We start from the raw sequence: 21,760 nt of genomic DNA, 5'->3' as shown, positions 1-21,760 counted from the left end.
TAAATTCCGGATGAATCAGCTGGTCAGAGCCGGTACGCGCCACCCGAAGTACATCCGCACGAAGTGCGGCAACCGGTACCGCCCGAGTACCAGCGGTTCGATCAGGTGCACGTCGGCCAGCGACTCCAGCAGGAACTCGATCGCCCCCGGATCGCCCCCGGACATCTCGGCCGCCTCGCACACGTCGATCACGTCCCGGTCGCGGCGAGCGAAGCACTGCAGCAGGTGGCGTTCCGCGTCGGTGAGCTGCTGCTCGGCCTTCATCAGGGGAGCGAGCACGGCCCGGCAGTCGGACGGGATGGCGCTGCCGAGCCGCGTCTCCCGTTCCATCTGGGCCAGCAGCATCGCGACCGTCCAGTCCGGGCGGGCCGCGAGCTTGCCGCCGAGCACGCGGATGGGGTTCGGCAGGTACGAGACGCGCGCCAGCACCTCGTCCGTGACGGCCGCCTCGGCGTCGACCCTCGCCGGGTCGAGCACCCCGCGGAACAACTGGTTCGCCTCGGCCTCGGTCAGCCCGGCGATCTTCAACCAGACCACCCCGGCCAGTTCGTTCCACCGGCGCACGCTCGTGAGGACCATGGCACTGCCGGGCGTGCGCAGGTCCGCGATCTGGGCGGGGTCCTGCACGTCGTCGACGACGACCAGGAACCGCTTGCCGCGCGCCTTCTCCCGCCACAGCGCGGCTTTGTCGCCACGAGGGTTCTCGACGCCGACCGCGCGCAGCAGTTCGTTCGCGATGTCCTTGCCCCCGACGAAGATCTGCCCGTCGGGGTAGTCCCGCTTGGCGAGGTGCGCGACGTGGATCGCCAGGGCGGTCTTGCCGCTGCCGTGCATGCCGGTGATGCCGACCGTCTGCGGCAGGGCCCGCAACGCCTGCGCGATCTCGGCGGCCCGGCCGGTGAAGTCGGGCAGGCCGGGCGGCAACAGCTCGGGCCTGCGCGCGAGATGCAGGTCTCCCCTGAGGATCTGCGCGTGGATCCTGCGCAGGTCCGGACCGGGTTCGAGGCCGAGTTCCTCGTTCAGCAGGGCGCGCACCCGTTGGAACTGCTCCAACGCCTCGGCCTGCCTGCCGTCGCGGTACAGGGCCTGCATCAGCAGGGCGCGCGGGCGTTCCCTGAGGGGGAAGGCGGCGACGTGCTTCTGCAGTTCGAGGACGTCCAGTTCGCGTTCGAGCAGGGCCTCCCGGCACTTGAGCCGCTCGTTGCCGATCCTGACCCGCTGGGCCTCGAAGTACGTGCTGGTGAGGCCTTCGAGCGGTTCGTCGCGGCAGTCGTCGAAGAGCTCGGCCCTCAGCGTGTAGCCGCCGTCCTTGGACTTCAGGTCCAGCTCGGGGATCGCCTTGCGGATCTTGTACATGTACGTCCGCAACGCCATGACCGCGCTCGGCGTCGGGTCGTCCCAGACCATGCCGATCAGCTGGTCGTTGCTCAGCCGGATGCCGTTGTTCAGCAGCAACGCCGCCAGCACCGCCCGCTGTTGCCGCGGCCCCAGGTCGATCTCCTCGTCGTCGCGCCAGGCTCGTACCGGACCCATCAGTGAGAAGCGCAGGCTCATGCAACGTGACAACGCCCGCGGGCATTCCCCACATGCCCCGATGCAATGAGTATTATGAAAGTGGGCTCGTAGCCTACGGAGGTTGTATGAAAGACCGCGTCACCATCCCGACCAAGCTCGCCAGGAGAGCGAACAAGGTGTTGCGTCCCAGAGACGCGGCGGACGTGTACGCCCACCCTCGCAGCGAGTTCGAACGACTGCTGGAACAAGCGGTCCTCTGCTACATCAGCACCGGCTACTACGCGCTGGCCCCGATGGATCGGCTCGGCGACCCGAGATGGCGCCCGGATCTCGCGGCGGCGGCGCTGGGTGTGGCCCAAGCCGACTATGGACGGGACGCCGTGGCGCTGATGAGCATCACCGCGGCGCGTCGTCACGGCGCGCTACCCCGCGCTATCGGCACCGCGGTCGTGGCCGTGCCGAAACAACGACCCGTCCTGCACACCAGAATGGGCGACGTGGTCTTCGTGAAGCGCGACGTGGGCCGCCTCGACCTCCAACAAGTGGAAACCGAACTCACAGCGGGATGGATGACCACGCCGGAGCAGACAGCGCTCGACATCGCTGCCAGGCCGAAGCTCGGCGGTGTCGGGGCAGCAGACGTCGAGGAGATCCTGCGTGCGTTGACCCGCCGCATCGACTGGGCCGTCACCGAGGAACTCGCGCGTGATCAGCACAGGCCGGCGGCGCTGGCACGGGTGAAGGAGGCGGCGGATGCTTGAGCACGAGGAGCTCGCCGCGGTCGCCGGCATGTTCGGTGTCGCGGAGGACCAGGTCAAGCGGACCACCTGATCAGTCACGTGCTGGCGGTTCTGCCGAAGATCGCGCCGGAAGTGTTGTTCGTCGGCGGAACAGCGCTGGCGAGGACACATCTCGCGAACCCGGCGGCGGACGCCTGTCGGAGGACATCGACCTGTGGACACCGGACCGCACCGCGGTCGCGACCGCTCTCGACGACCGGCTGCCGCGGCTTCTGCGGCGCGAGTTCCCCGGGACCAGGTGGGATCCTCCGCTGCGTGCCGCGAGGTCCGCTGTCGAACCAGGCGTTCTGGTGACGACGACCGATCTCCGCGTCCGGGTGCAACTGCTCGACCACGAGGACTGGGCCCGCTGGCCGAGTGAGGCCGTCCACGTCGAGACCAGGTACAGCGACATCGCGTCGGAGGTCGCGCTCAGAGTTCCCACTTTGCAGGCATTCGCGGCGATGAAGACCCTCGCCTGGGCAGACCGGCACGCCGCGCGGGACCTCTACGACCTCGCACGCCTGGCCGAACTCGGCGCGCTCACAGCAGAGGCCTCCGGCCTGGTCCGCGACGCGACGGGTGCCTCGGTCCAGAAGTACGAGTTCGCCTCGCTACCGTCCACACTGGACTGGCAGTCGCAGCTGGCTCACCAGACCAGCGAACTTCCCACACCCGACTGGTGCCTGCAGATCGTTCGAGAGGCCTATGGGAAAGCACTCGCCTGGTAGCGCTGCTCATGGGCTGGTCGGCAACGGCCGCGGTTCGATCACCTGCTTCATCACGATCGTCGACGTCAGCCCGCGCACCCCGGGCAGCTTCGCCAGCGTCTCCTCGTACAACCGCTGGTACGACGCCAGGTCCGCGGTGACCACCCGCAGCAGGTAGTCGGGACTGCCGAACAACCGTTGCGCCTCCACCACGTTCGGCACGTCGACCAGTGCGCGGTCGAAGTCGGCCATGGTGTCGAGCCGCAGCTTGGCGAAGACGAGGGCCTCGAAGCCGAAGCCGAGGGCGGCCGCGTCCACGACTGCCCGGTAGCCGTAGATGACGCCGTCGCGTTCCAGTTCCCGCAGGCGCCGTTGGCAGCGCGAGATGCTCAGTTGCACGCGCTGGGCGAGGTCGGTGACGGTGATTCGCCCGTCGCGCTGCAGTTCGGCAAGAATTTTGCGGTCCACGGCGTCCATGAGCAAAGAACGCAAACACCTTGCCCGCGGGTTCCCCTAGCTTTTTGCTCATGAGCAGCGCGAATCCGTTACGTCAGCTGACCCTGGACCAACTGAAGCGCCGCACCAGCATGAAGTGGCGTCACTACGCCGAGGACGTCCTGCCCGTGTGGGTGGCCGAGATGGACGTCCTGCTTGCCGAACCCGTGGCGCGGGCGATCACCGACGCCGTGCGCAGAGGCGACACGGGTTATCCCAATGGGACCGCCTACGCCGAGGCGCTCGCCGTGTTCGCGACGAAGCGGTGGGGCTGGACGCCCGCCGTCGAACGGATGGCGATCGTGCCGGACGTGATGCTCGGCGTGGTCGAGATGTTCCGGCTGGTCTCGCACCGGGACGCGCCCGTCGTCGTCAACAGCCCGGTCTACCCGCCCTTCTTCCAGTTCGTCGAGTCGCTGGGGCGCCGGGTGGTCGAGGCTCCGCTGGGTGGGGACGCGCGGATCGACTTCGGCGCGTTGGAGGCCGCGTTCGGGCACGCCGGCCGGGGCGCGGTGTTCCTGCTGTGCAACCCGCAGAACCCGACCGGGACCGTGCACACCGCGGCCGAACTCGAAGAGGTCGCACGGCTGTCGCGCGCGCACGGCGTGAGGGTCGTGGCGGACGAGATCCACGCGCCGCTCACGACCGCGGACTTCGTGCCGTACCTGAGCGTCGCGGACGACGGGCTGTCGTTGATGTCCGCGTCGAAGGCGTGGAACCTCGCCGGGCTCAAGGCCGCGCTCGCGGTCGCCGGGCCTGACTCGGCCGACGACCTCGCGCGGTTGCCGGAGGAGGTGAGCCACGGGCCGAGTCACGTCGGGATCCTCGCCCACACGGCGGCGCTCACCGATGGCGTCACCTGGTTGGACGCACTCTTGGAGGGGCTCCAAGAGAACAGGGCGTTGCTGTCGGACCTGCTCGCCGAGCACCTCCCCGCCGTCCGCTACTCCCCCGGCGAGGGCACCTACCTCGCGTGGCTGGACTGCCGCGGGCTCGGTCTCGGCGACGACCCGTCCCGGACGTTCCTCAAGCGCGGCAGGGTCGCGCTGAACTCCGGGATCCCGTTCGGCACGGGCGGTGCCGGTTTCGTCCGGATGAACCTCGCGACCTCGCCGGAGATCATCACCGAGGCCGTCACGCGGATGGCCAAGGCGTGCTCGCCCTGAGGCCCCTCGCCTGGTAGGGCTGGAGTCCGTGCGGATCAAACCCGGCTTCGCGGCGGTGACGGTGCTGGTCTGGGCGTCCGGTTATCCGGTCGGCGCCCTCGCGGTGGCCGTGGCGCCGCCGTTCCTGATGACGACGATCCGGTTCGCCATCGCCGCCGCGCTGATGGCCGTCGTGGCGCTGGTGACCAGCGCGAGCTGGCCGCGCGGACGGCAGCTCGCGCACACCTGCGTGGCCGGGTTGCTGGTGCAGGCGTGCCAGTTCTCCGGCGTCTACCTCGGGCTGCGGATGGGTGTGCCGGCGGCGACCACGGCGTTGGTCATCTCGTGCACACCGGTGCTCACTGCCGTCGTGGCCGCTCGGGTGTTCCGCGTCCGAACAGGACCGAGACAGGTCCTCGGCCTGCTGCTCGGCGTCATGGCGGTGCTGGCGGCGCTGTGGGACCGGCTCGGGTCGTTCGGGACCGGCGCGACGTTCACCGTGCTCGGCATGCTCGGGTTCGTCGCGGGCGGTGTGTACCAGCAGAGGTTCTGCCGGGACACGGACTTCCGCACCGGCAACGCCGTGCAGCACGCCGTGTCGGTGCCCGTGGTCGGGTTGCTCGCGCTGACCGAGAGCTCCCCGGTGACCGACTGGCGGCAGTTCTGGCTGACCGTCTCGTTCCTGGTGCTGGTCAACTCGATGGGCGGGGCGTCGCTGTTCCTCGTCGGCGTCCGCAGGGGCGGGGCGGCGGCGATGACCACGCTGTCCTCTGTGGTCCCGTCCGTCACGGCGTTGATCGCGTGGCCGCTGCTCGGGCAGGTGCCGACGGCCGGGGTCGTGGCCGGGCTGGTGCTCGGGTTCGGCGCGTGCTGGCTCGGCACGGCCACTCGTTCAGGTCCTGTCGCCCGGACGGCAGTCGAAGAACCGGCAGGCGGTAGGTAACGTTGATCGAATGACGGACGGCACCTTCGAGGCGTTCCGGAAGGCCGAGGCGTTGATGGCGCAGCGCAGGCCGCTCGACGCGCTGCGCGAACTGAGGCAGGTGCTGGACGAGGCCGGCGAGGCGCCGTCCGTGCAACTGCTGGCCGGCCGGGCCTATCTCGGGTCCGCGCAGCTCAACAGGGCGGAAGAGGCGTTCCGCAAGGTGCTCGACCTCGACCCGAGCGATCACTACGCCCGGTTCGCGCTCGGCAAGACGCTGCAACGGCAGGGGCGCCTCCCCGAGTCGCTCGCCCAGCTCCGGATGGCGGTCGCGATGAACCCGTCACCGGAGTACCAGGAAGCGCTCGGAGAGGTCAAAGCCCGGCTGGCCCTGGGGAACTAGATCACCGGAACAGCCCGTCGCCCCAGAACCCACCTTCACGAACCCCCGGCGGCACCGCGAAGTGCCCGGACCCGGTGTGCTCCAAGTACTCCATCATGTCGTCCTTTGTGGACAACGCCTGCTGCATCGGCACGAACTGCGTGCGCGAGTCCCGGTTGAACGCCACGAAGAACAGGCCCGCGTCGAGGTGCCCGAGCCCGTCCGAACCGTCGGTGAAGTTGTAGCCGCGGCGCAGGATCCTGGCCCCGTTCAACGCTTCCGGTGACGCGAGCCGGATGTGCGCGATCTCGCCGATCAACGGGATGCCGCCCGCGCCCTTGACGTGCAGGTCGGGTTCGTCGAACTCCTTGGCCTGCCCCAACGGCGCACCCTCGCCCTTGGTCCTGCCGACGATCTGCTCCTGCTCGACCAGCGAGGTGCGGTCCCAGATCTCGATGTGCATGCGGATCCGGCGCGACACCAGGTACGTGCCGCCGACGAGCCACTCCGGCCCGTCCTCCTCCGAGACCCACACGTGGTCGCGCAGGTGGTCGGTGTCCTCGGCCTTGATGTTGCGCGTGCCGTCCTTGAACCCGAACATGTTGCGCGGCGTCGCCTGGTCGCGCGTGGTCGAGGAGGTGCGGCCGAACCCGAGCTGCGACCAGCGCACCGCGACCCGGCCGAACCCGATGCGCACCAGGTTGCGGATGGCGTGCACGGCGACCTGCGGGTCGTTCGCACAGGCCTGGATGCAGATGTCGCCGTTGCTGCGCGCGGGGTCCAGGTCGTCCTGCGGGAAGCGCGGCAGGTCGATCAACCGCTCCGGCCTCTTGTCCTTGATCCCGAACCGGTCGTCGAAGAGCGACGGCCCGAAGCCGATGGTGATCGTCAGCGCGGACGCGGGCAGGTCGAGCGCCTCACCGGTGTCCTTGGGCGGCGCCTCGACGTTGCCGCCGACGGCACCGTTCTCCGCGGCCTCCTGCCCGGCCGTCATCCTTTCCGCGGCAACGGTCCACTCCTTGAGCAGCGCGACCAGTTCGTCCCGGCTCTTCGTCTTCACGTCGAGCGCGACGAAGTGCATGTGGTCCTGCGCGGGCGTGGTGATGCCGGCCTGGATCTCACCGCGGAACGGCACCTTCGCCGCGGCGACGTTCTCGACGGCCGCCGACTCCCGTGACGCCAGCACTCCGGCGGCGGCACCCGCGCCCGCGAGCGCCACCCCGGCGCCCGCGAACCCGAGCAGCCTGCGACGAGGAACCCCGGTCACTTGGCCGACACCACTTCCGCGACCTTGCTGACCGGCTCGCCGAGTGCGTCGACGGCCTCGGCCAGCGCCTTGATCTCGTCCTGCGTCAGCTCGGTGTAGAGCTTGAAGCCGTCACCCCTGCGGTGCTTCTCCAGCGCCTCGTCCAGCGCCTTGAACTTCTCGTCCAAAGTGGACACGAGCGCCTTGTCCTTCTGCTCCACCACGGGACGCAGCGCGGCGATCGCGGCCTGCGACCCGTCGACGTTCGCGCGGAAGTCCCACAGGTCGGTGTGCGAGTAGCGGTCCTCCTCACCGGTGATCTTGCCGGTGGCGACCTCGTCCAGCAGTTCCTTGGCACCGTTGGCCAGCTGCACGGGCGTCAGCTCCACCGACTTCGCCTTGGACACGATCTCCTTGACGTCGACCAGCAACTGGTCCGCGATCTTGTCGGAGTCGGCCTGCAGCCCGGACTCCCACAGGTCCTTCTCCAACCGGTGGAAGCCGGTGAACGCCATGCCCTCCTCGATGACGTCCTCCCGGCCGTCGATCTTGGGGTCTAGGTCGCCGAAGCTCTCCGCGACGGGCTCGATGCGCTCCCAGTACAGGCGCGACACGGGGAAGAGCGCCTTGGCGTCGTCGACCTTCTTGGCCTTGACGGCGTTGACGAACTCCTCGGTCTTCACCAGCAACTGGTCGGCCTGCGACCCGACGTAGCGCTGGTAGCTCTTGGTCGCCGCGGCCAGCATCGTGTTGCCGTCGGTCGACTTCTTGGTGTCACCGGTGACGGTGAAGTCGCCACGGATGCCGTCACCCTTCATGCCGGGCTTGCACGCCGTCTGGAACTTGCCGGACTCCGTGACCTCGACGATCAGCTTCCGCGACAGCCCGGGCCCGATGTTCTCGACCTCGCCGAGGATCCGGTCACCCTCCGCGTAGAGGTAGAACTCGGTCACCTTGGTGCCCTTGTTGGTCACCTCGAACGTGACGTTGCCCGTCCCCGCCTCGGTCTTCGCGACCTTGCACGCGTCGTCAGTGGCCTCGACGGCGATGTTGCCGCTAGCGCCGCTCGTGCCGCCGTTGCTGCTGCACGCCGCCAGCACCGCGAGAGACCCCAGGATGACTGCTGCCTTGCGCACGGTGACTCCAGTAGATGATCAGTTGGTCACGGCGGCGCGACGGCGCGGCCGGATGAGGAACAGCGACAGAACCACCACCACGTAGGACACCCACGCGATGGCCTGCAGCACGGACGTCCGCTGCGAGTAGTTGAAGAAGCCCTTGAGCAGCGCCCCGTACCAGGAGTCCTCCGGCAGGGTGTCGCTGATGTCGAACGCCAGCGTGTTCAACCCCGGCAGGATCGCGGCCTCCTGCAGGTCGTGGATCCCGTAGCTGAGCACGCCGGCGGCCACGAACACGAGCAGCACACCCGTGACGGTGAAGAACTTGCCGAGGTCGAACCGGATCGCCCCCTGGTAGAGCAACGCGGCGATCACCACGGCAACGAAGATCCCGCCCAAAAACCCGATGAGCGGCTCGGTAGTACCCCCTCCAGCAGCCTGCACGCTGGAATAGAAGAAGACCGCAGTCTCGAGCCCTTCCCGACCAACGGACAAAAGGGACACAACAACGATGGCAAAAGGTCCGATTTTGAGCGCTTCGTCCATTTTGCCACGCAACTCGACGGCAATCGTCTTGGCCGCCCGCCGCATCCAGAAGATCATTCCCGTGACGAACGCGACCGCAATGATCGACATCGTCCCGCCGAAGGCTTCCTGCTGCTCAAAGGTCATGCCGGCAGCACTGAACGTAATCACGGCCCCGGCCGCCACGGACAGTGCCACAGCGATTACAACACCCACCCAAACCCACTTGAGCGCGTGCCGTCGATCGGTCTTCACGAGGAATGCGATCAGGATGCTCACCACGAGCGCGGCCTCAAGCCCCTCGCGCAGCCCGATGAGCCCATTGGCGAACAACATCCCGACGCCTCCACAATTAGGTCGGCCTTATTTAAGGTAAGCCTCACCTGATTGTCCAGCCGCCATCAGTGCCGGTTTCATCACGCTTCACTCCGTCACCACCTGGGTGAAGCACGTAGCCTTGGTGCCGTGGTCCCGCCGCCCGCAGTCAAGGAACCCGTCCGCCGCAACCGCAACGGCAACATCTTCGGCCGCATCGTCCTGGTGCTGCTGCTGATAGTCGTGGTCGCCGCAGGCGCCTGGGCCCTGGGCGCCCTGAACCGCCGAGACGCGGCCCCAACAGGCCCGCCCCCGTTCCTGGTCCCGATCCAGGAGGTAGAACCAGGAGCAGCACCCCCAGGCAGCGCAGCCTCCCCGGGCACCACGGCGACAGCCAACCCACTGGCCGAATGGGCAACACGGGTAGCGGGCAAGACCGACATCCCGCCCCGAGCCCTGCACGCCTACGCGCAAGCAGACCTGACGATGCAACAAGAGGCCCCGGCCTGCCGCATCAGCTGGGCAACCCTGGCAGGCATCGGCAGGATCGAATCGCACCACGGCAACATCAACGGAGCCCGCCTCCAGGAGAACGGCCTACCGTCCCGCCCGATCATCGGCATCCCGTTGGACGGCGGCCCGGGCGTCAAGGCAATCAAGGACACAGACGGCGGCCGCCTGGACGGCGACACCACGTGGGACCGAGCAGTGGGCCCGATGCAGTTCATCCCGGGCACCTGGAACCGCTGGGCAAAACGAGCAGCGGCAGACGGCCTCCCAGCAGACCCGCAGAACATCGACGACGCAGCCCTGACAGCAGCGCGTTACCTCTGCGGAGGAGGAGCACGAGACCTCGGCACAGGCCAGGGCTGGTGGGCAGCAGTGCTGACGTACAACAACTCCGTGGAGTACGGCCAAAACGTGTTCAGCGGAGCAGACGCCTACGCAAGGGCCAGCGCACAGCAGTAACACCCCAGCACCCCGCGACGCCGCAGGCGAGCCGTCCTTACCAAAAGGTCCGGGTGGGGTGGCTTCGTCACGAGTCGTGCCATAGCTCTTGCTGCATCAGGGAAGGGGTGTCAACCCGACACGCTTTTCGTCGGGTTGACACCCCTTCCCTGATGTGGCCCGCTCTTGGCTCGACTCGTGACGAAGCCACCCCACCACCGCGCCCAAACTAAGCAACGCGCCTCCGCCCAAAGCAACAGGCGTGCCATCTACCCACGCACGGCGCAGGCCCCGGCTTTGGATCAGATTGGCGGGGTCTGGGGCGGAGCCCCAGCAGCAGGCGAGCCGGTCTCCGAAGGAGGCTCAGCCCGATCACAGGGAGGGGTAGTGGTAACCGGCGGAACAACAGGATCCTCAGCCCGAGGCGCAGACGAGGGCGGAACCTCGACAACCGGAGTCTCAACAGGAGGAGCAGGCTCCACACTGGACACAACAGCCGAAGCGGTGGTGGTGACAACCGGCGAAGCCGACTCAGAAGCAGACGGCGAAGCCGACACTTCTTCAGGCACCTCAGTCTCAGCCCGCCCAGAAACAGCAGGCTTGCCCGAAGAAACCCGGACGGTCTCGGTAACGGTAACCCCACCGACAACCCGAGTCTGCGTAGCAGTCCGAGCAGCAAGAACCTCCCGCCCAGCCCCCTGAACCACAGTCTCAGTGACAGTGGCCATAGAAACCCCAGCCTCGACCGCCCCGGTCTCGAACGGCTCAGTCCACCACTGAGAAGGCCGAGAAGGCGGAGGCGCAGCCAGAGGCCCCTCCACCGGCCCCCCGGTCAACGCGATCAACGCGAACATCCCGCCCAGCGCCAAGAAGGGCACGACCACCACAGCCCCGAAGCACCCACGACCACTGCGCGGCTCTTCACGATGACTCATCTCCAGCACACCCCCGAACGGTGACGGACTGTCCCATCAAGCTTCCATCTGGTTGATCGTCCACATGGAACAGTCCGTCACAGTTCTTTAGTCACACGATGGGGTGTTCACGCCAACGGAGGCAACTCCGGAGCGTGAGCAGCAGGCGAAGATGAAAGAGTTTCCAAAGCCAACGAGACGGCTTTCTCCAGCTGCGGATCACGACCGGAAACCCGGTCGGCAGGCGACATGACCACCTCGATGTCCGGGTCGACACCGTAGTTCTCGACCGCCCACCCATGCCCCTTGAAGTACGACGCGTACCTCGGCTGGGTGACCATCGTGCCGTCGACCAGCGTGTACATCATGTCGATGCCGATGACACCACCCCAGGTCCGCACCCCCACGACAGGCCCGATCCCGAGTTCCTTGATGGCCACGTTGACGATGTCGCCATCAGACCCGGCGTACTCGTCGGCCACCGCCACCACCGGTCCGCGCGGCGCGTCCTGCGGATACGACTCCGAGGCCGTGTACCCACGCGCGACCGACCACCCGATGACCTTGCGCCCGAGCTTCTCGATCACCAACTGGGAGGTGTGCCCGCCGCCGTTCTCCCGGACGTCGAGCACCAGCGCCTCACGGGTCAGCTCGAGCCGCAGGTCCCGGTGCAGCTGAGCCCAGCCGGCCCCCATCATGTCGGGAACGTGCAGGTACCCCACCCGCCCACCGGACTTCTCGTGCGTGAACGCACGGCGGTTCGCGACCCAGTCGTGGTACCGCAGTGGCTCCTCATCAGCCAGAGGCACCACCACGACCCGACGCAACTCGCCACCACCGCCGGGCCGCACCGTCAGCTCGACGGGCTTCCCGGCAGTCCCGACCAGCAACGCCCCAGGCCCAGCGAGTCCGACAGGACGACCGTCGACAGCCACCAGAACGTCCCCGGCCCGCACCGCCACCCCGGGCGCGCACAACGGCGACCGAGCGTGCGGATCAGAGGTCTCGCCCGGGATCACGCGCTCAACGACCCAGTCGTCACCAGACCGCACCAGATCCGCGCCCAGCAGCCCCTGACGACGAGAAGCGGGCACGTGCGGCGCCGAACCCCACACGTAGGCGTGCGAGGTCCCCAGCTCGCCCTGGACCTCCCACAGCAGGTCGACCAGGTCGTCGTGGCTGCCCACCTCGGCCACCAGCGGCCGGTAGCGGTCGAGCTCACCCTGCCAGTCGACGCCGCCCATGTCGGTGCGCCAGAAGTGGTCGCGCATGAGCCGCCCGTTCTCGGCGTACATCTGCGCCCACTCCAGCGCGGGGTCGACGACGACCCGCACGCGCGCGAGATCGATCTCCACGTAGTCGGCCGAGTCCTCGTCGGCCTTGCTGTCGGTCGGCACGACCCGCAGGTCGCCGCGGTCCTCGACGATCATCCGCTTGCCGTCACCGGACACCGCGAACGCATCGGCGCTGTCCGCCAGGCACTCGGTCTTGACCTTCACGAAGTCGAAGCGCTCCAGCACCGTGCGCGGCGGACGGGCCTCGGGCGACGCCAGGTTGTCCCCCAGCACGCCGAGCAACGGCCGGCGCAGCCACAGCAGACCACCGCGAGCAGCCTTCAACGACACGTAGTCGGCCGCGGCGACGGGAACGGGCACGACGCGGTCAGCGAGGCCTTCGAGGTCGACCTTCGTGACCGGGGTCTTCTCGTCGTCGTCCTCGGAGTCCTTGTCCTCGTCGCCGACCGGGCGTCCACCGTGCATCGGCGCGAACGGCGACGGCGTGGTGGCGGCCAGCGGCACGAGGTGCGGACGGCACCCGGTCGGGAACGACAGGTCGAACACGTGCGCGTCGTAGACCGGGTCGAACGTCCGGATCGACAGGAACGCCAGGTACTTGCCGTCCTCGGTGAAGGTCGGCGCGAAGTCGGCGAACCGCAGCGACGTCACGTCCACAACGGACAGATCCGCCGCGTTCACCATCTTGATGTGCCGCAACGGGTTCGGGCCGGGGTGCGACCACGCGAGCCACGCCGAGTCCGGCGAGAACGCGAGGTGCGTGACATGGGCGTTCGCGCCGCGGACGACTTCGCGCACCTCACCGGAAGCGACGTCCACCAACAACAACCGGCCGTCGTGCGTGGCCACGGCGACGCGCGACCCGTCGGGCGCGGCAGCCAGGGACATGACCCGGCCGAGCTGACCGGAAGCGACACGACGGGCGGTGTTGCCCGGCTCGACACCACCGACGGGCGCGATCTCCAGGGCCTCCTCGCCCTCGACGTCGGTCACCCACACCACGTGCCCGGTCTCGCCGAGCACCTTCGGCAGCCGTGCGCGCACGTCGGAACGGTCGGCCAGCACGCGAACCGGGCCGTCCCGGTGCGTCACCCAGTGCACCGAACCGCGGACCTCGACGGCCGACGCGCGACCGGTGTGGTCGACGCTGAACGACTCGATGTTGCCGGAAGCCTTGACGTGGCGCGGTTGCAGGCCGGTGCGCGGACCGCCGAGCTTGATGTCGAGCTTGCGCAGGTCGGAGAGGCCTTCGAGCAGCCACAGCTCACCGGCCTGGTGGAAGATCACCCGCGAGCCGTCGCTGGACGCGTTGCGGGCGTAGAACTCGCCCTCCGAGTGGCGGCGCAGGTCGGTGCCGTCCGGCAGCACCGAGTAGACGCTGCCGACGCCCTCGTGGTCGGACAGGAACGCGATCCGCCCGTCGACCCACATCGGGTTCGACAGCGTCGACTTCAGGTCGGCCAGGATCCGGGTGAAGTCACCGGAACCCTCGGTGTCGACCCACAGCTTGCCCGCGGTGCCACCGCGGTACCGCTTCCACATCGACGGTTCCTGCATGTAGCTGGAGGACGTGACGACCTGGCCGTCCGGGCCGAACGAGACGTCGTTGACCCAGCCGTACGGCAGCACCTCGGACGGTCCGCCGTCCAGCGGAACGGCGTGCGCCTGCTTGCGGTGCCGCGACATCTGGCCGGTGTGCGTCACCGCCAGCACTCGCCCGTCCGGCGTCCAACCGGACACCGCCGTCCGGACCACACCCCAGTGCGTCAGCCGGCGTGCGGGGCCACCGTCCACAGGCGCCACGCGCACCTCCGGGGCCCCGTCGATCACGCTCGCCCACGCGAGATGCGTTCCGTCAGGCGAAAAACGGGGTGTCCGGGCCGGTACCTGATCAGCGGACGCGCGCCAGGCCCTTCCTCCGTCGACGGGCGCGAGCCACACGTCGTCCTCGGCCACGAACGTCACCAAGTCACCGCGCAGGTGCGGATGCCGCAGGTAAGTCACGAGATCGACGTTAGCCCACGCCCACCGTTTCAGGAGGGCGAAAAACGCCGCCAGTCTTCAGCTGCAAGAGAATCAAGACCTTCGGCCCGTGCCTTGGCCTCCGCCTCGCGCACGTTCGCGGCGAACCGGCGGCAGACCTGGCGGAGCTCCGTCTCCGGGTCCTCCCCGGCGAGCTTGGACAAAGCGGTCACGGCGAACAACGTCGTGCCCGTGTCGTCGCCCTCCGGCAGCAGGTCGACGGGGAAGCCCGCGCGTTTGGTGCGCTGCACCAGCTTCGCGGCCAGCGCGACGGCCGGCTGACCCATCGCCACACCGTCCACACTGGACTCACGCTGCTTCTCGGCCTGCTTGAGCTCCTCCCAGCGGTGCTGCTGCGAGGTCGCGTCGTGCACGGCCGGGTCGTTGCCCTCGAAGACGTGCGGGTGCCGGCCGACGAGCTTCGCGACCAGTTCGGCCGCGACGGCGTCGATGTCGAACGGATCCTCGGCGTCCTCGGCCGCGACACGGGCGTGGAACAGCACCTGGAGGAGCACGTCGCCGAGTTCCTCGCGCATCGCCGCGCGGTCGCCGTCCTCGATCGCCTCCAGCAGTTCGAAGGTCTCCTCGACGAGGTACTGGCGCAACGAGTCGTGGGTCTGCTCGGCGTCCCACGGGCATCCGCCCGGCGAGCGCAGCCGGTGCATGACCGCGGCCGCGTCGAGCAGTCCGGCGCCCAGCGGCTCCGGCGTCGTGATCACCTCGGCGTCCGGGTAGGCGGCGGCCGAGGTCGTGATCACCACCGCGCCGTCCTCCACGTCGGCGGGCACGGGCCCGTCGGCACCCAGGGCGGACCAGGTCTCCGAGGGCACGCCCTCGCCCGCGTAGACGGCCGTGGCGGCACGCAACGCGGGCAGGGCGGCAGCAGGCAGCACAGCTCCGAGCCGCTCGCTGAGGACTACGACGGTGATCAAGACTTGTTCTTGGTCGTGCTCACGCCGACGTACCCGGCGCGCTCACCGGCGCTGCCGACGACCTGCGCGTTGGTCGGGTCCCACACGCCGTAGCGGGGGTTGACCTCGATCTTCTGGTCTGCGGTCAGGAACTGCGCGATCCGCAGGCCGAACGCCGCGAGCAACTGCGGGTCGATGCGCTCGATCAGGTCCTCCTCGCCGGGCACCGGCGAGACCTTGTTGCGCTCCTTGACCAGCGCGACCATCCAGCTGGACTGCTGCTCGTCGGCCGGGAAAGCGACGACGGTGCCGGGCTTCACGCCCCACAGCATCGTGTGCACCAGCGACGGGTTCTCGGTGACGCGGACCTTCTGGCCCGTCGCCGACGCCTGCTGGCCGCCGGTGGTGCGCGGGGCCTCCTGCACGAACCGCGCCATCTTCGAGGAGTCGGCCGCGACCTCGGCCGCCTTCTCCTTGGCTTCCTTCGGGTCCTGGACCTGGAAGAAGTCGATCACGATCTGGAGCGTGGAGAGATTGCGGCGGGCCAGCTCACCCATCACCAGCACGTCGCGCTGGTGGCGGTGGATCGTGGTCTCGTCCTGCTCGCTCTGCTTGGAGGCGGCCTCGGCGCCGCCCTTCTCCGCGATCGCGTCGTACACCTTGGTCTCGTCGACCGTGATGTTCTCGAGCTGACCGGCCCGCTCGGCGATCTTGTGGTTGATCTCGTCGGCCAGCACGAGCCGCGAGACCTGGTCGAGCTTGCCCTGGCCCTGCATCTGCTGGGCCGCGGGCTCCTTCTTGAGCACCTTCACGGTGCGCTCCTGGACGGTCTCCAGATTGACCGTCTGATCACCGACGATCGCGGCCGAGCCGGCCTTGGCGGGCCCGGTGCCGCAACCGGTGGCGAGTAGCGCCACGGCGACACCGACCAGCGAGAAACGCTTCAGAACAGTGCTCACGAGGATCTACCTTCTCACGCCTTGGTGACCGGGGTCACGGGAGTCCCCGCGAGTGAGTCGAGGAACGCAGCGCACCAGTCCAACAGCTCCTGGTCGCGCAGTTGCGGTGCACCCATTCGGCCGCCCGCCGCTCCCTCCGTCGGCCTAGGCACGGTGACCGTGCCCATCGTCTGCTTGTAGACGGCCTTCGGGAACAGCCTGCGCAGCCGGACCAGCTGCGAGTCGAGCAGCTCCAGCTTCGCGAACCGCAGGTTCTGGCCCATCGCGATCACCTCGGTGACCCCGTGGCGGCGGCACGCGTGACGGAGCCGGGCGACGCCGAGCAGGCGTTCGACCGTCTCCGGCGGGGTGCCGTAGCGGTCCTTGAGCTCGTCCCAGACGGACATCAGCGACGCCTCGTCGGTGGCGGCCGCGATCTTGCGGTAGGCCTCCAGCCGCAGCCGCTCGCCCGGCACGTACTCGTGCGGGATGTGCGCGTCGACGGGGAGGTCGACGCGGACCTCGGCGAGCTCCTCCTCGCTCTCGCCGTCCGCCCCGGCGTGCTTGCGGAACGCCTCGACGGCTTCGCCCACCAGCCGGATGTAGAGGTCGAAGCCGACGCCCGCGATGTGACCGGACTGCTCGGCTCCGAGGATGTTGCCGGCGCCGCGGATCTCCAGGTCCTTCATCGCGACGGCCATGCCGGCGCCGAGCTCGGTGTTCTGCGCGATCGTCGCGAGCCGGTCGTGCGCGTGTTCGGTCAGCGGGGTCTCGGCCGGGTAGAGGAAGTACGAGTACCCGCGCTCGCGGCCGCGGCCGACACGGCCGCGCAGCTGGTGCAGCTGGGCCAGGCCGAGCAGGTCGCCCCGTTCGACGATCAGCGTGTTGGCGTTGGAGATGTCGAGACCCGTCTCGACGATCGTGGTGCAGACGAGCACGTCGTACTCGCGCTCCCAGAACCCCTGGATGAGGTGTTCGAGCTTGTCCTCGTTCATCTGGCCGTGCCCGGTCACGACGCGGGCCTCCGGCACGAGCTCGCGGATGCGCTTCGCGGCCTTCTCGATCGTCGAGACCCGGTTGTGCACGTAGAAGACCTGGCCGTCGCGCATCAGCTCGCGCCGGATGGCCGCACCGACCTGCTTGTCGTCGTACGCGCCGACGTAGGTGAGGATCGGGTGCCGTTCCTCGGGCGGGGTCAGGATCGTGGACATCTCGCGGATGCCGGCGAGCGACATCTCCAGCGTGCGAGGGATCGGCGTCGCGGACATCGTCAGCACGTCGACGTGGGTCCTCAAGGCCTTGATGTGTTCCTTGTGCTCCACACCGAAGCGCTGTTCCTCGTCGACGATCACGAGGCCCAGGTCCTTGTACCGCACGTTCTTCTGCAGCAGCCGGTGCGTGCCGATCACGATGTCGACCTCGCCGTCCGCGAGACCGGCGATGGTCTGCGCGGACTCCTGCGGGTCGGTGAAGCGGCTCAGTCCCTTGACGACCACCGGGAACTGGCGCATGCGCTCGGCGAACGTGTTGAGGTGCTGCTGGGCGAGCAGCGTCGTCGGCACCAGCACGACGACCTGCTTGCCGTCCTGCACCGCCTTGAACGCCGCGCGGACCGCGATCTCCGTCTTGCCGTAGCCGACGTCACCGCAGATGACGCGGTCCATCGGCACGGAACGTTCCATGTCGGCCTTGACCTCGTCGATCGCGGCCATCTGGTCCTGCGTCTCGGTGAACGCGAAGGCGTCCTCCAGCTCGCGCTGCCAGGGCGTGTCGCTCGCGAACGCGTGGCCCGGTGCGCTCTGTCGGGCCGCGTAGAGCTGCACGAGCTCGGCCGCGATCTGCTTGACCGCCTTGCGCGCCTTGGACTTCGTGTTCTTCCAGTCGCTGCCGCCGAGCTTGTTCAACGTCGGCAGCTCGCCGCCGACGTACCGGCTCACCTCGTCGAGCTGGTCGGTCGGCACGAACAGCCGGTCGCCGGGCTGGCCGCGCTTGCTGCTCGCGTACTCCAGGACCAGGTACTCGCGAGTGGCGCCCGCGACCGTTCGCTGGACCATCTCCACGTACTTGCCGATGCCGTGCTGCTCGTGCACCACGAAGTCGCCGGCCCTGAGTGCCAGCGGGTCCACCGCGTTGCGCCGCTTGGACGGCATCTTGCGCATGTCCTTCGTGGACGTACCGCCGCGGCCACCGGTGAGGTCGGTCTCGGTGAGCACCACCAGCGCGAGGTCCGGCAGCAGGAAGCCGTCCTCGAGCGCGCCGCGCACGACCGTGACCATGCCGGCTTTCGGTGCCTCGTCGAGGGATTCGACGCAGACGGCGGCGACTTCCGCTTCCTTGAGCCGTTCCTCGGCCCGGTGCGCGGTACCGGCGCCGGGCACGACCAGCACGGCCACGCCTCCCGTGGCCGTGTGCGCCTTCAGGTCGGCGAACGCGCGCTCGACGTCGCCCTGGTAGGCCTCGACGGGCTTGACGTCGAGGTGGACGACGTCCTTCGAGTCCGTGGTGAGCTGGCTGAGCGTCCACCAGGAGCGGCCGTTCGCCTTCGCCGCCTCCGCGACCTCGCCGATGCCCTGGTACGCGCTGCGGCCCAGGTCGATCGGCGCCTTGCCGCCGGCGGCGGCCGCCATCCACGACGCCTCGAGGAACTCCTGCCCGGTGCGCACCAGGTCGGCCGCGCGGGCCCGGATCTTCTCCGGGTCGTTGAGCAGGACGTGCGTGCCGGGGTCGACGACGTCGGTGAGCAGCTGCAACTCGCCGGGGCAGAGCGCCGGGATCAACGCCTCCATGCCCTCGACCGCGATGCCGCCGGAGATCTTCTCCAGCATCTCGGCCAGGTGCGCGTCGGACTCGTGCTCCAGCGCCAGCTCGGCCGCGCGCTGCCGCACGTCGTCGGTCAGCAGCAGCTCCCGGCACGGCGGCGCGACGAACTCGACGACCTCCTCGGGCAGAGATCGCTGGTCCTGCACCGAGAACGGCCGGATCTCGCTGACCTCGTCGCCCCAGAACTCGACGCGGAACGGGTGCTCCGCCGTGGGCGGGAAGATGTCGAGGATGCCGCCGCGCGTCGCGTACTCGCCGCGCTTCTCGACCATGTCGACGCGGCTGTACGCGTTCTCGGCCAGGCGCGTGACGAGCTCGACGAAGTCCTGCTCCTCGCCGACCTTCAGGTGCACGGGCGTCAGGTCGCCCAGCCCCGGCGCCATCGGCTGGATGAGGCTGCGGACCGTCGTGACGAGGACCCGGATCGGGTCGCCCTCGGGGTGCTTGAGGCGGCGCAGCACCTGCAGCCGCGCGCCGACCGTGTCCGCCCGCGGGCTGAGGCGCTCGTGCGGCAGCGTCTCCCAGCTGGGGAAGAACGCGACCTTGTCCGGGCCGATCAGGTCTTTGAGGACGTTCGTCAGTTCCTCGGCCTCGCGACCGGTGGCGGTGACGGCGAGGACCGGCTTCGCAGTGGACAGCGCGGCGGCCACGAGCGGGCGGGCGGCCAGCGGGCCGTCCAGCTCCAGCTCGGGGACACCGGCGGAGTCGATCAACGTGCGAAGGGCTTTGTCGGGCAGGACACCATCGAGCAGGCCGAGCAGCGGCATGTGAGAAACCCCGGTCGAGTGCGAATGGGCGCCGAGCGAACGCCGGACAGACCCCTGCCTGGGACGAGGGGTCTCACCACCCACCATAGCTCGTTCCGCGACCCCTTATCGGGTGGCTCGAGCGCGACCCCGTCCGTCACCCTGTGCACGTGTCGACGAAAGAGATCAGGGCTGACTACGACGATCAGTCCATAGTGGTTTACCAGGCCTATTCACCCGCCATCGCCGCATCGGCCGTGGCCGCCCAACGGTTCGTGCCGCCGTTCAAGATGGAACGGATGACGTGGATCAAGCCGTCGTTCCTCTGGATGATGTACCGCTGCGGCTACGCCCAGAAGGAGGGCCAGGAGCGCGTGCTGGCCGTGCGCATCACCCGTACGGGATTTGATTGGGCGGTCTCCAACGCCGTGGCGAGCAGCATCTCGGGCAAGCCGTCCGTGCGCGTGCAGTGGGACCCGGAACGCGGCCTGAACCACGAAGCGCTGGAACACCGGTCCATCCAGATCGGCCTGACGCGCGAGGCCGTGGACATGTACGTCAACGAGTGGACGGTCGGCATCACCGACGTGACGTCCCTTGCGCGCGAGGTCCACGAGAAGGTGCGTGCGCGTGATCTGGACGGAGCGCGCGCGTTGCTGCCCGTAGAGCGGCCTTACGGAACCTCCACGGCACAAAACGCATAGTTGGGACATGCGCACAATCGTCGCTGCAGGGTTGGTGCTGGTCGTCGCCGCTTGTTCGGCTCCGGAACCGGGCGGCAACGCGCCGTCGAAGGCTCCGGCGCCCCAGGGCCTGAAGGTCGAGGAGGTCGCGGGCGGCCTCCAGCACGCCTGGGACATCGGGTTCCTGCCCGGCGGCGCGATGCTGGTCACCGAACGACCCGGCACGATCAAGCTGGTGCGCGACGGCCAGGTCACGCCGGTCGACATCGACCTGACCGACCTCCAGGCACGCGGCGAGGGCGGCCTGATGGGCCTGGTGATCCATCCCGACGACCAGCGCTTCACGGTTTGCTACAACACCGTCCGCGACGTGCGGCTGGTGACGTTCCGCCTCAACGGCACCACGGCGACCAAGACCAAGGACCTGCTCACCGGCATGCCGTCGAACTCCAGCGGACGGCACTCCGGCTGCCGCCCGACGCTGGCACCGGACGGCTCGATGTACGTCGCGACCGGCGACATCGCGCAGGCCCGCAATCCCCAGGACCGCACGAGCCTCGGCGGCAAGGTGCTGCGCATCGACGCCGAGACCGGCGAGGGCGCGGCCGGCAACCCGTTCATCACCTCCGCGAACGCCAACGAGCGCCGCGTCTACACCTACGGCCACCGCAACGTGCAGGGCGTGGTGTTCCGCCCCGACAGCGACCAGGCCTTCTCGAGCGAGCACGGCCCGAGCGTCGACGACGAGGTCAACCTGCTGCGCAAGGGCGCCAACTACGGCTGGGACCCGTCGGAGGGCGGCACGAAGAGCGGGTACGACGAGAGCGTGCCGATGACGGACCTGCAGCGGTTCCCGGACGCGGTGCCGGCGGCGTGGTCGTCCGGCTCACCGACCGAGGCGATCTGCCAGGCGGCGTTCTGGAACGGCAAGCTCGCGATCACGGCCCTGAAGGGCTCGAAGCTGATGCTCTTCACGCTGGACGCGGCCGGCAAGGTGCAGAACGTCAGCATTCCCGAGGAGCTGAACGACAAGTACGGCCGTCTGCGCGCCGCCCGCACCGCGCCGGACGGATCGCTCTACGTCACGACGTCGAACGGCACCGACGACAAGCTGCTGAGGCTCTCCGGAACCGCGTGAAGCCGTCCGAGCCGTACGACCCCTCGACGCACGGCTCGGACACCGGGCTTCACGTGAGTCATCGCTGAGGAGTGCTCGGTCCGTTTCACAGCGTGCACGGGTTCGGCGGGATGCACTAAGACCGGGCCGCCCAGCCGTGCAGTTGCACTACGGCAACCAGCTCAGGACCGGCTGCGCAGCTTCAGCGAGACGT

The 21,760-nt window shown here is 68.8% G+C and carries 17 protein-coding genes; 8 read left to right on the top strand and 9 right to left on the bottom strand.

What is annotated here, in order from left to right:
• Positions 1-15 precede the first annotated feature (15 nt).
• Positions 16-1,554: an AfsR/SARP family transcriptional regulator gene (locus PV646_RS14750; protein WP_500341968.1), complete on the bottom strand. Its 1,539-nt coding sequence runs from the start codon at positions 1,552-1,554 to the stop codon at positions 16-18.
• Between the two features lie 86 nt (positions 1,555-1,640).
• On the opposite strand from PV646_RS14750, the gene PV646_RS14745 reads away from it, so the two are divergent.
• Positions 1,641-2,276 carry a type IV toxin-antitoxin system AbiEi family antitoxin gene (locus PV646_RS14745; RefSeq protein WP_500341967.1) on the top strand — a complete coding sequence of 212 codons (636 nt, stop codon included), beginning with the start codon at positions 1,641-1,643 and terminating at the stop codon, positions 2,274-2,276.
• 35 nt (positions 2,277-2,311) lie between these two features.
• On the top strand, positions 2,312-3,025 hold the full coding sequence (locus PV646_RS14740; protein ID WP_500342397.1) for a nucleotidyl transferase AbiEii/AbiGii toxin family protein: 714 nt from the start codon (positions 2,312-2,314) through the stop codon (positions 3,023-3,025).
• 6 nt (positions 3,026-3,031) lie between these two features.
• Here the strand turns inward: PV646_RS14740 and PV646_RS14735 are convergent, their stop codons facing one another.
• Positions 3,032-3,481, bottom strand: coding sequence for an Lrp/AsnC family transcriptional regulator (locus PV646_RS14735; protein ID WP_500341966.1), 450 nt, complete (start codon positions 3,479-3,481; stop codon positions 3,032-3,034).
• A 50-nt stretch (positions 3,482-3,531) separates the two neighbouring features.
• Here PV646_RS14735 and PV646_RS14730 point away from each other — a divergent pair, with 50 nt between their 5' ends.
• Genes PV646_RS14730 through PV646_RS14720 form a run of 3 tightly spaced genes read left to right on the top strand, consistent with a single transcriptional unit; the run spans position 3,532 to position 5,969 of the window.
• A complete protein-coding gene (locus PV646_RS14730; protein ID WP_500341965.1) occupies positions 3,532-4,665 on the top strand; it encodes a MalY/PatB family protein in 1,134 nt (377 codons plus the stop codon).
• A 28-nt stretch (positions 4,666-4,693) separates the two neighbouring features.
• Positions 4,694-5,587: a DMT family transporter gene (locus PV646_RS14725; RefSeq protein WP_500341964.1), complete on the top strand. Its 894-nt coding sequence runs from the start codon at positions 4,694-4,696 to the stop codon at positions 5,585-5,587.
• Positions 5,588-5,597: 10 nt separating this feature from the next.
• Positions 5,598-5,969 carry a tetratricopeptide repeat protein gene (locus PV646_RS14720; protein ID WP_189158110.1) on the top strand — a complete coding sequence of 124 codons (372 nt, stop codon included), beginning with the start codon at positions 5,598-5,600 and terminating at the stop codon, positions 5,967-5,969.
• A gap of 1 nt (position 5,970) precedes the next feature.
• Here PV646_RS14720 and efeB read toward each other — a convergent pair whose 3' ends face one another.
• The 3 genes from efeB to efeU are packed head-to-tail and all read right to left on the bottom strand — an operon-like array spanning position 5,971 to position 9,173.
• Positions 5,971-7,215 (bottom strand): iron uptake transporter deferrochelatase/peroxidase subunit, encoded by a 1,245-nt coding sequence (gene efeB / locus PV646_RS14715; protein ID WP_500341963.1) that lies wholly within the window; start codon positions 7,213-7,215, stop codon positions 5,971-5,973.
• Positions 7,212-8,330: an iron uptake system protein EfeO gene (gene efeO, locus PV646_RS14710; protein WP_500341962.1), complete on the bottom strand. Its 1,119-nt coding sequence runs from the start codon at positions 8,328-8,330 to the stop codon at positions 7,212-7,214. The genes efeB and efeO overlap by 4 nt, the downstream gene beginning before the upstream one ends.
• Before the next feature lie 18 nt (positions 8,331-8,348).
• A complete protein-coding gene (gene efeU / locus PV646_RS14705) occupies positions 8,349-9,173 on the bottom strand; it encodes an iron uptake transporter permease EfeU (RefSeq protein WP_500341961.1) in 825 nt (274 codons plus the stop codon).
• Positions 9,174-9,302: 129 nt separating this feature from the next.
• Here efeU and PV646_RS14700 point away from each other — a divergent pair, with 129 nt between their 5' ends.
• Entirely contained in the window at positions 9,303-10,121 is an 819-nt protein-coding gene (locus tag PV646_RS14700) for a lysozyme family protein (RefSeq protein WP_500341960.1), read from the top strand.
• Between the two features lie 1,021 nt (positions 10,122-11,142).
• Here PV646_RS14700 and PV646_RS14695 read toward each other — a convergent pair.
• The 4 genes from PV646_RS14695 to mfd are packed head-to-tail and all read right to left on the bottom strand — an operon-like array spanning position 11,143 to position 19,767.
• Positions 11,143-14,313 (bottom strand): S41 family peptidase, encoded by a 3,171-nt coding sequence (locus PV646_RS14695; protein ID WP_500341959.1) that lies wholly within the window; start codon positions 14,311-14,313, stop codon positions 11,143-11,145.
• Between the two features lie 29 nt (positions 14,314-14,342).
• Entirely contained in the window at positions 14,343-15,263 is a 921-nt protein-coding gene (locus PV646_RS14690) for a nucleoside triphosphate pyrophosphohydrolase (RefSeq protein ID WP_500341958.1), read from the bottom strand.
• Complete coding sequence (locus tag PV646_RS14685) at positions 15,260-16,201, bottom strand: hypothetical protein (protein ID WP_500341957.1); 942 nt, start codon at positions 16,199-16,201, stop codon at positions 15,260-15,262. The genes PV646_RS14690 and PV646_RS14685 overlap by 4 nt, the downstream gene beginning before the upstream one ends.
• A gap of 14 nt (positions 16,202-16,215) precedes the next feature.
• Positions 16,216-19,767: a transcription-repair coupling factor gene (gene mfd / locus PV646_RS14680; protein ID WP_500341956.1), complete on the bottom strand. Its 3,552-nt coding sequence runs from the start codon at positions 19,765-19,767 to the stop codon at positions 16,216-16,218.
• A gap of 149 nt (positions 19,768-19,916) precedes the next feature.
• Here mfd and PV646_RS14675 point away from each other — a divergent pair, with 149 nt between their 5' ends.
• Together PV646_RS14675 and PV646_RS14670 are read left to right on the top strand one after the other, a co-directional pair.
• On the top strand, positions 19,917-20,450 hold the full coding sequence (locus PV646_RS14675) for a DUF4291 domain-containing protein (protein WP_500341955.1): 534 nt from the start codon (positions 19,917-19,919) through the stop codon (positions 20,448-20,450).
• Between the two features lie 7 nt (positions 20,451-20,457).
• Positions 20,458-21,567 (top strand): PQQ-dependent sugar dehydrogenase, encoded by a 1,110-nt coding sequence (locus PV646_RS14670; RefSeq protein WP_500341954.1) that lies wholly within the window; start codon positions 20,458-20,460, stop codon positions 21,565-21,567.
• The last annotated feature ends 193 nt before the right edge of the window (positions 21,568-21,760 follow it).

Source organism: Streptomyces sp. ID05-26A (assembly GCF_033794685.1).
In the GTDB taxonomy this organism is placed as follows: domain Bacteria; phylum Actinomycetota; class Actinomycetes; order Mycobacteriales; family Pseudonocardiaceae; genus Lentzea.
This window is presented reverse-complemented; position numbering and strand designations above follow the sequence as displayed.

Bases quoted from the DNA above. Each gene is read 5' to 3' on its own strand.
- PV646_RS14750 (WP_500341968.1), bottom strand. From the start codon at position 1,554: ATGAGCCTGCGCTTCTCACTGATGGGTCCGGTACGAGCCTGGCGCGAC.
- PV646_RS14745 (WP_500341967.1), top strand. From the start codon at position 1,641: ATGAAAGACCGCGTCACCATCCCGACCAAGCTCGCCAGGAGAGCGAAC.
- PV646_RS14735 (WP_500341966.1), bottom strand. From the start codon at position 3,481: ATGGACGCCGTGGACCGCAAAATTCTTGCCGAACTGCAGCGCGACGGG.
- PV646_RS14730 (WP_500341965.1), top strand. From the start codon at position 3,532: ATGAGCAGCGCGAATCCGTTACGTCAGCTGACCCTGGACCAACTGAAG.
- PV646_RS14720 (WP_189158110.1), top strand. From the start codon at position 5,598: ATGACGGACGGCACCTTCGAGGCGTTCCGGAAGGCCGAGGCGTTGATG.
- efeU (WP_500341961.1), bottom strand. From the start codon at position 9,173: ATGTTGTTCGCCAATGGGCTCATCGGGCTGCGCGAGGGGCTTGAGGCC.
- mfd (WP_500341956.1), bottom strand. From the start codon at position 19,767: ATGCCGCTGCTCGGCCTGCTCGATGGTGTCCTGCCCGACAAAGCCCTT.
- PV646_RS14670 (WP_500341954.1), top strand. From the start codon at position 20,458: ATGCGCACAATCGTCGCTGCAGGGTTGGTGCTGGTCGTCGCCGCTTGT.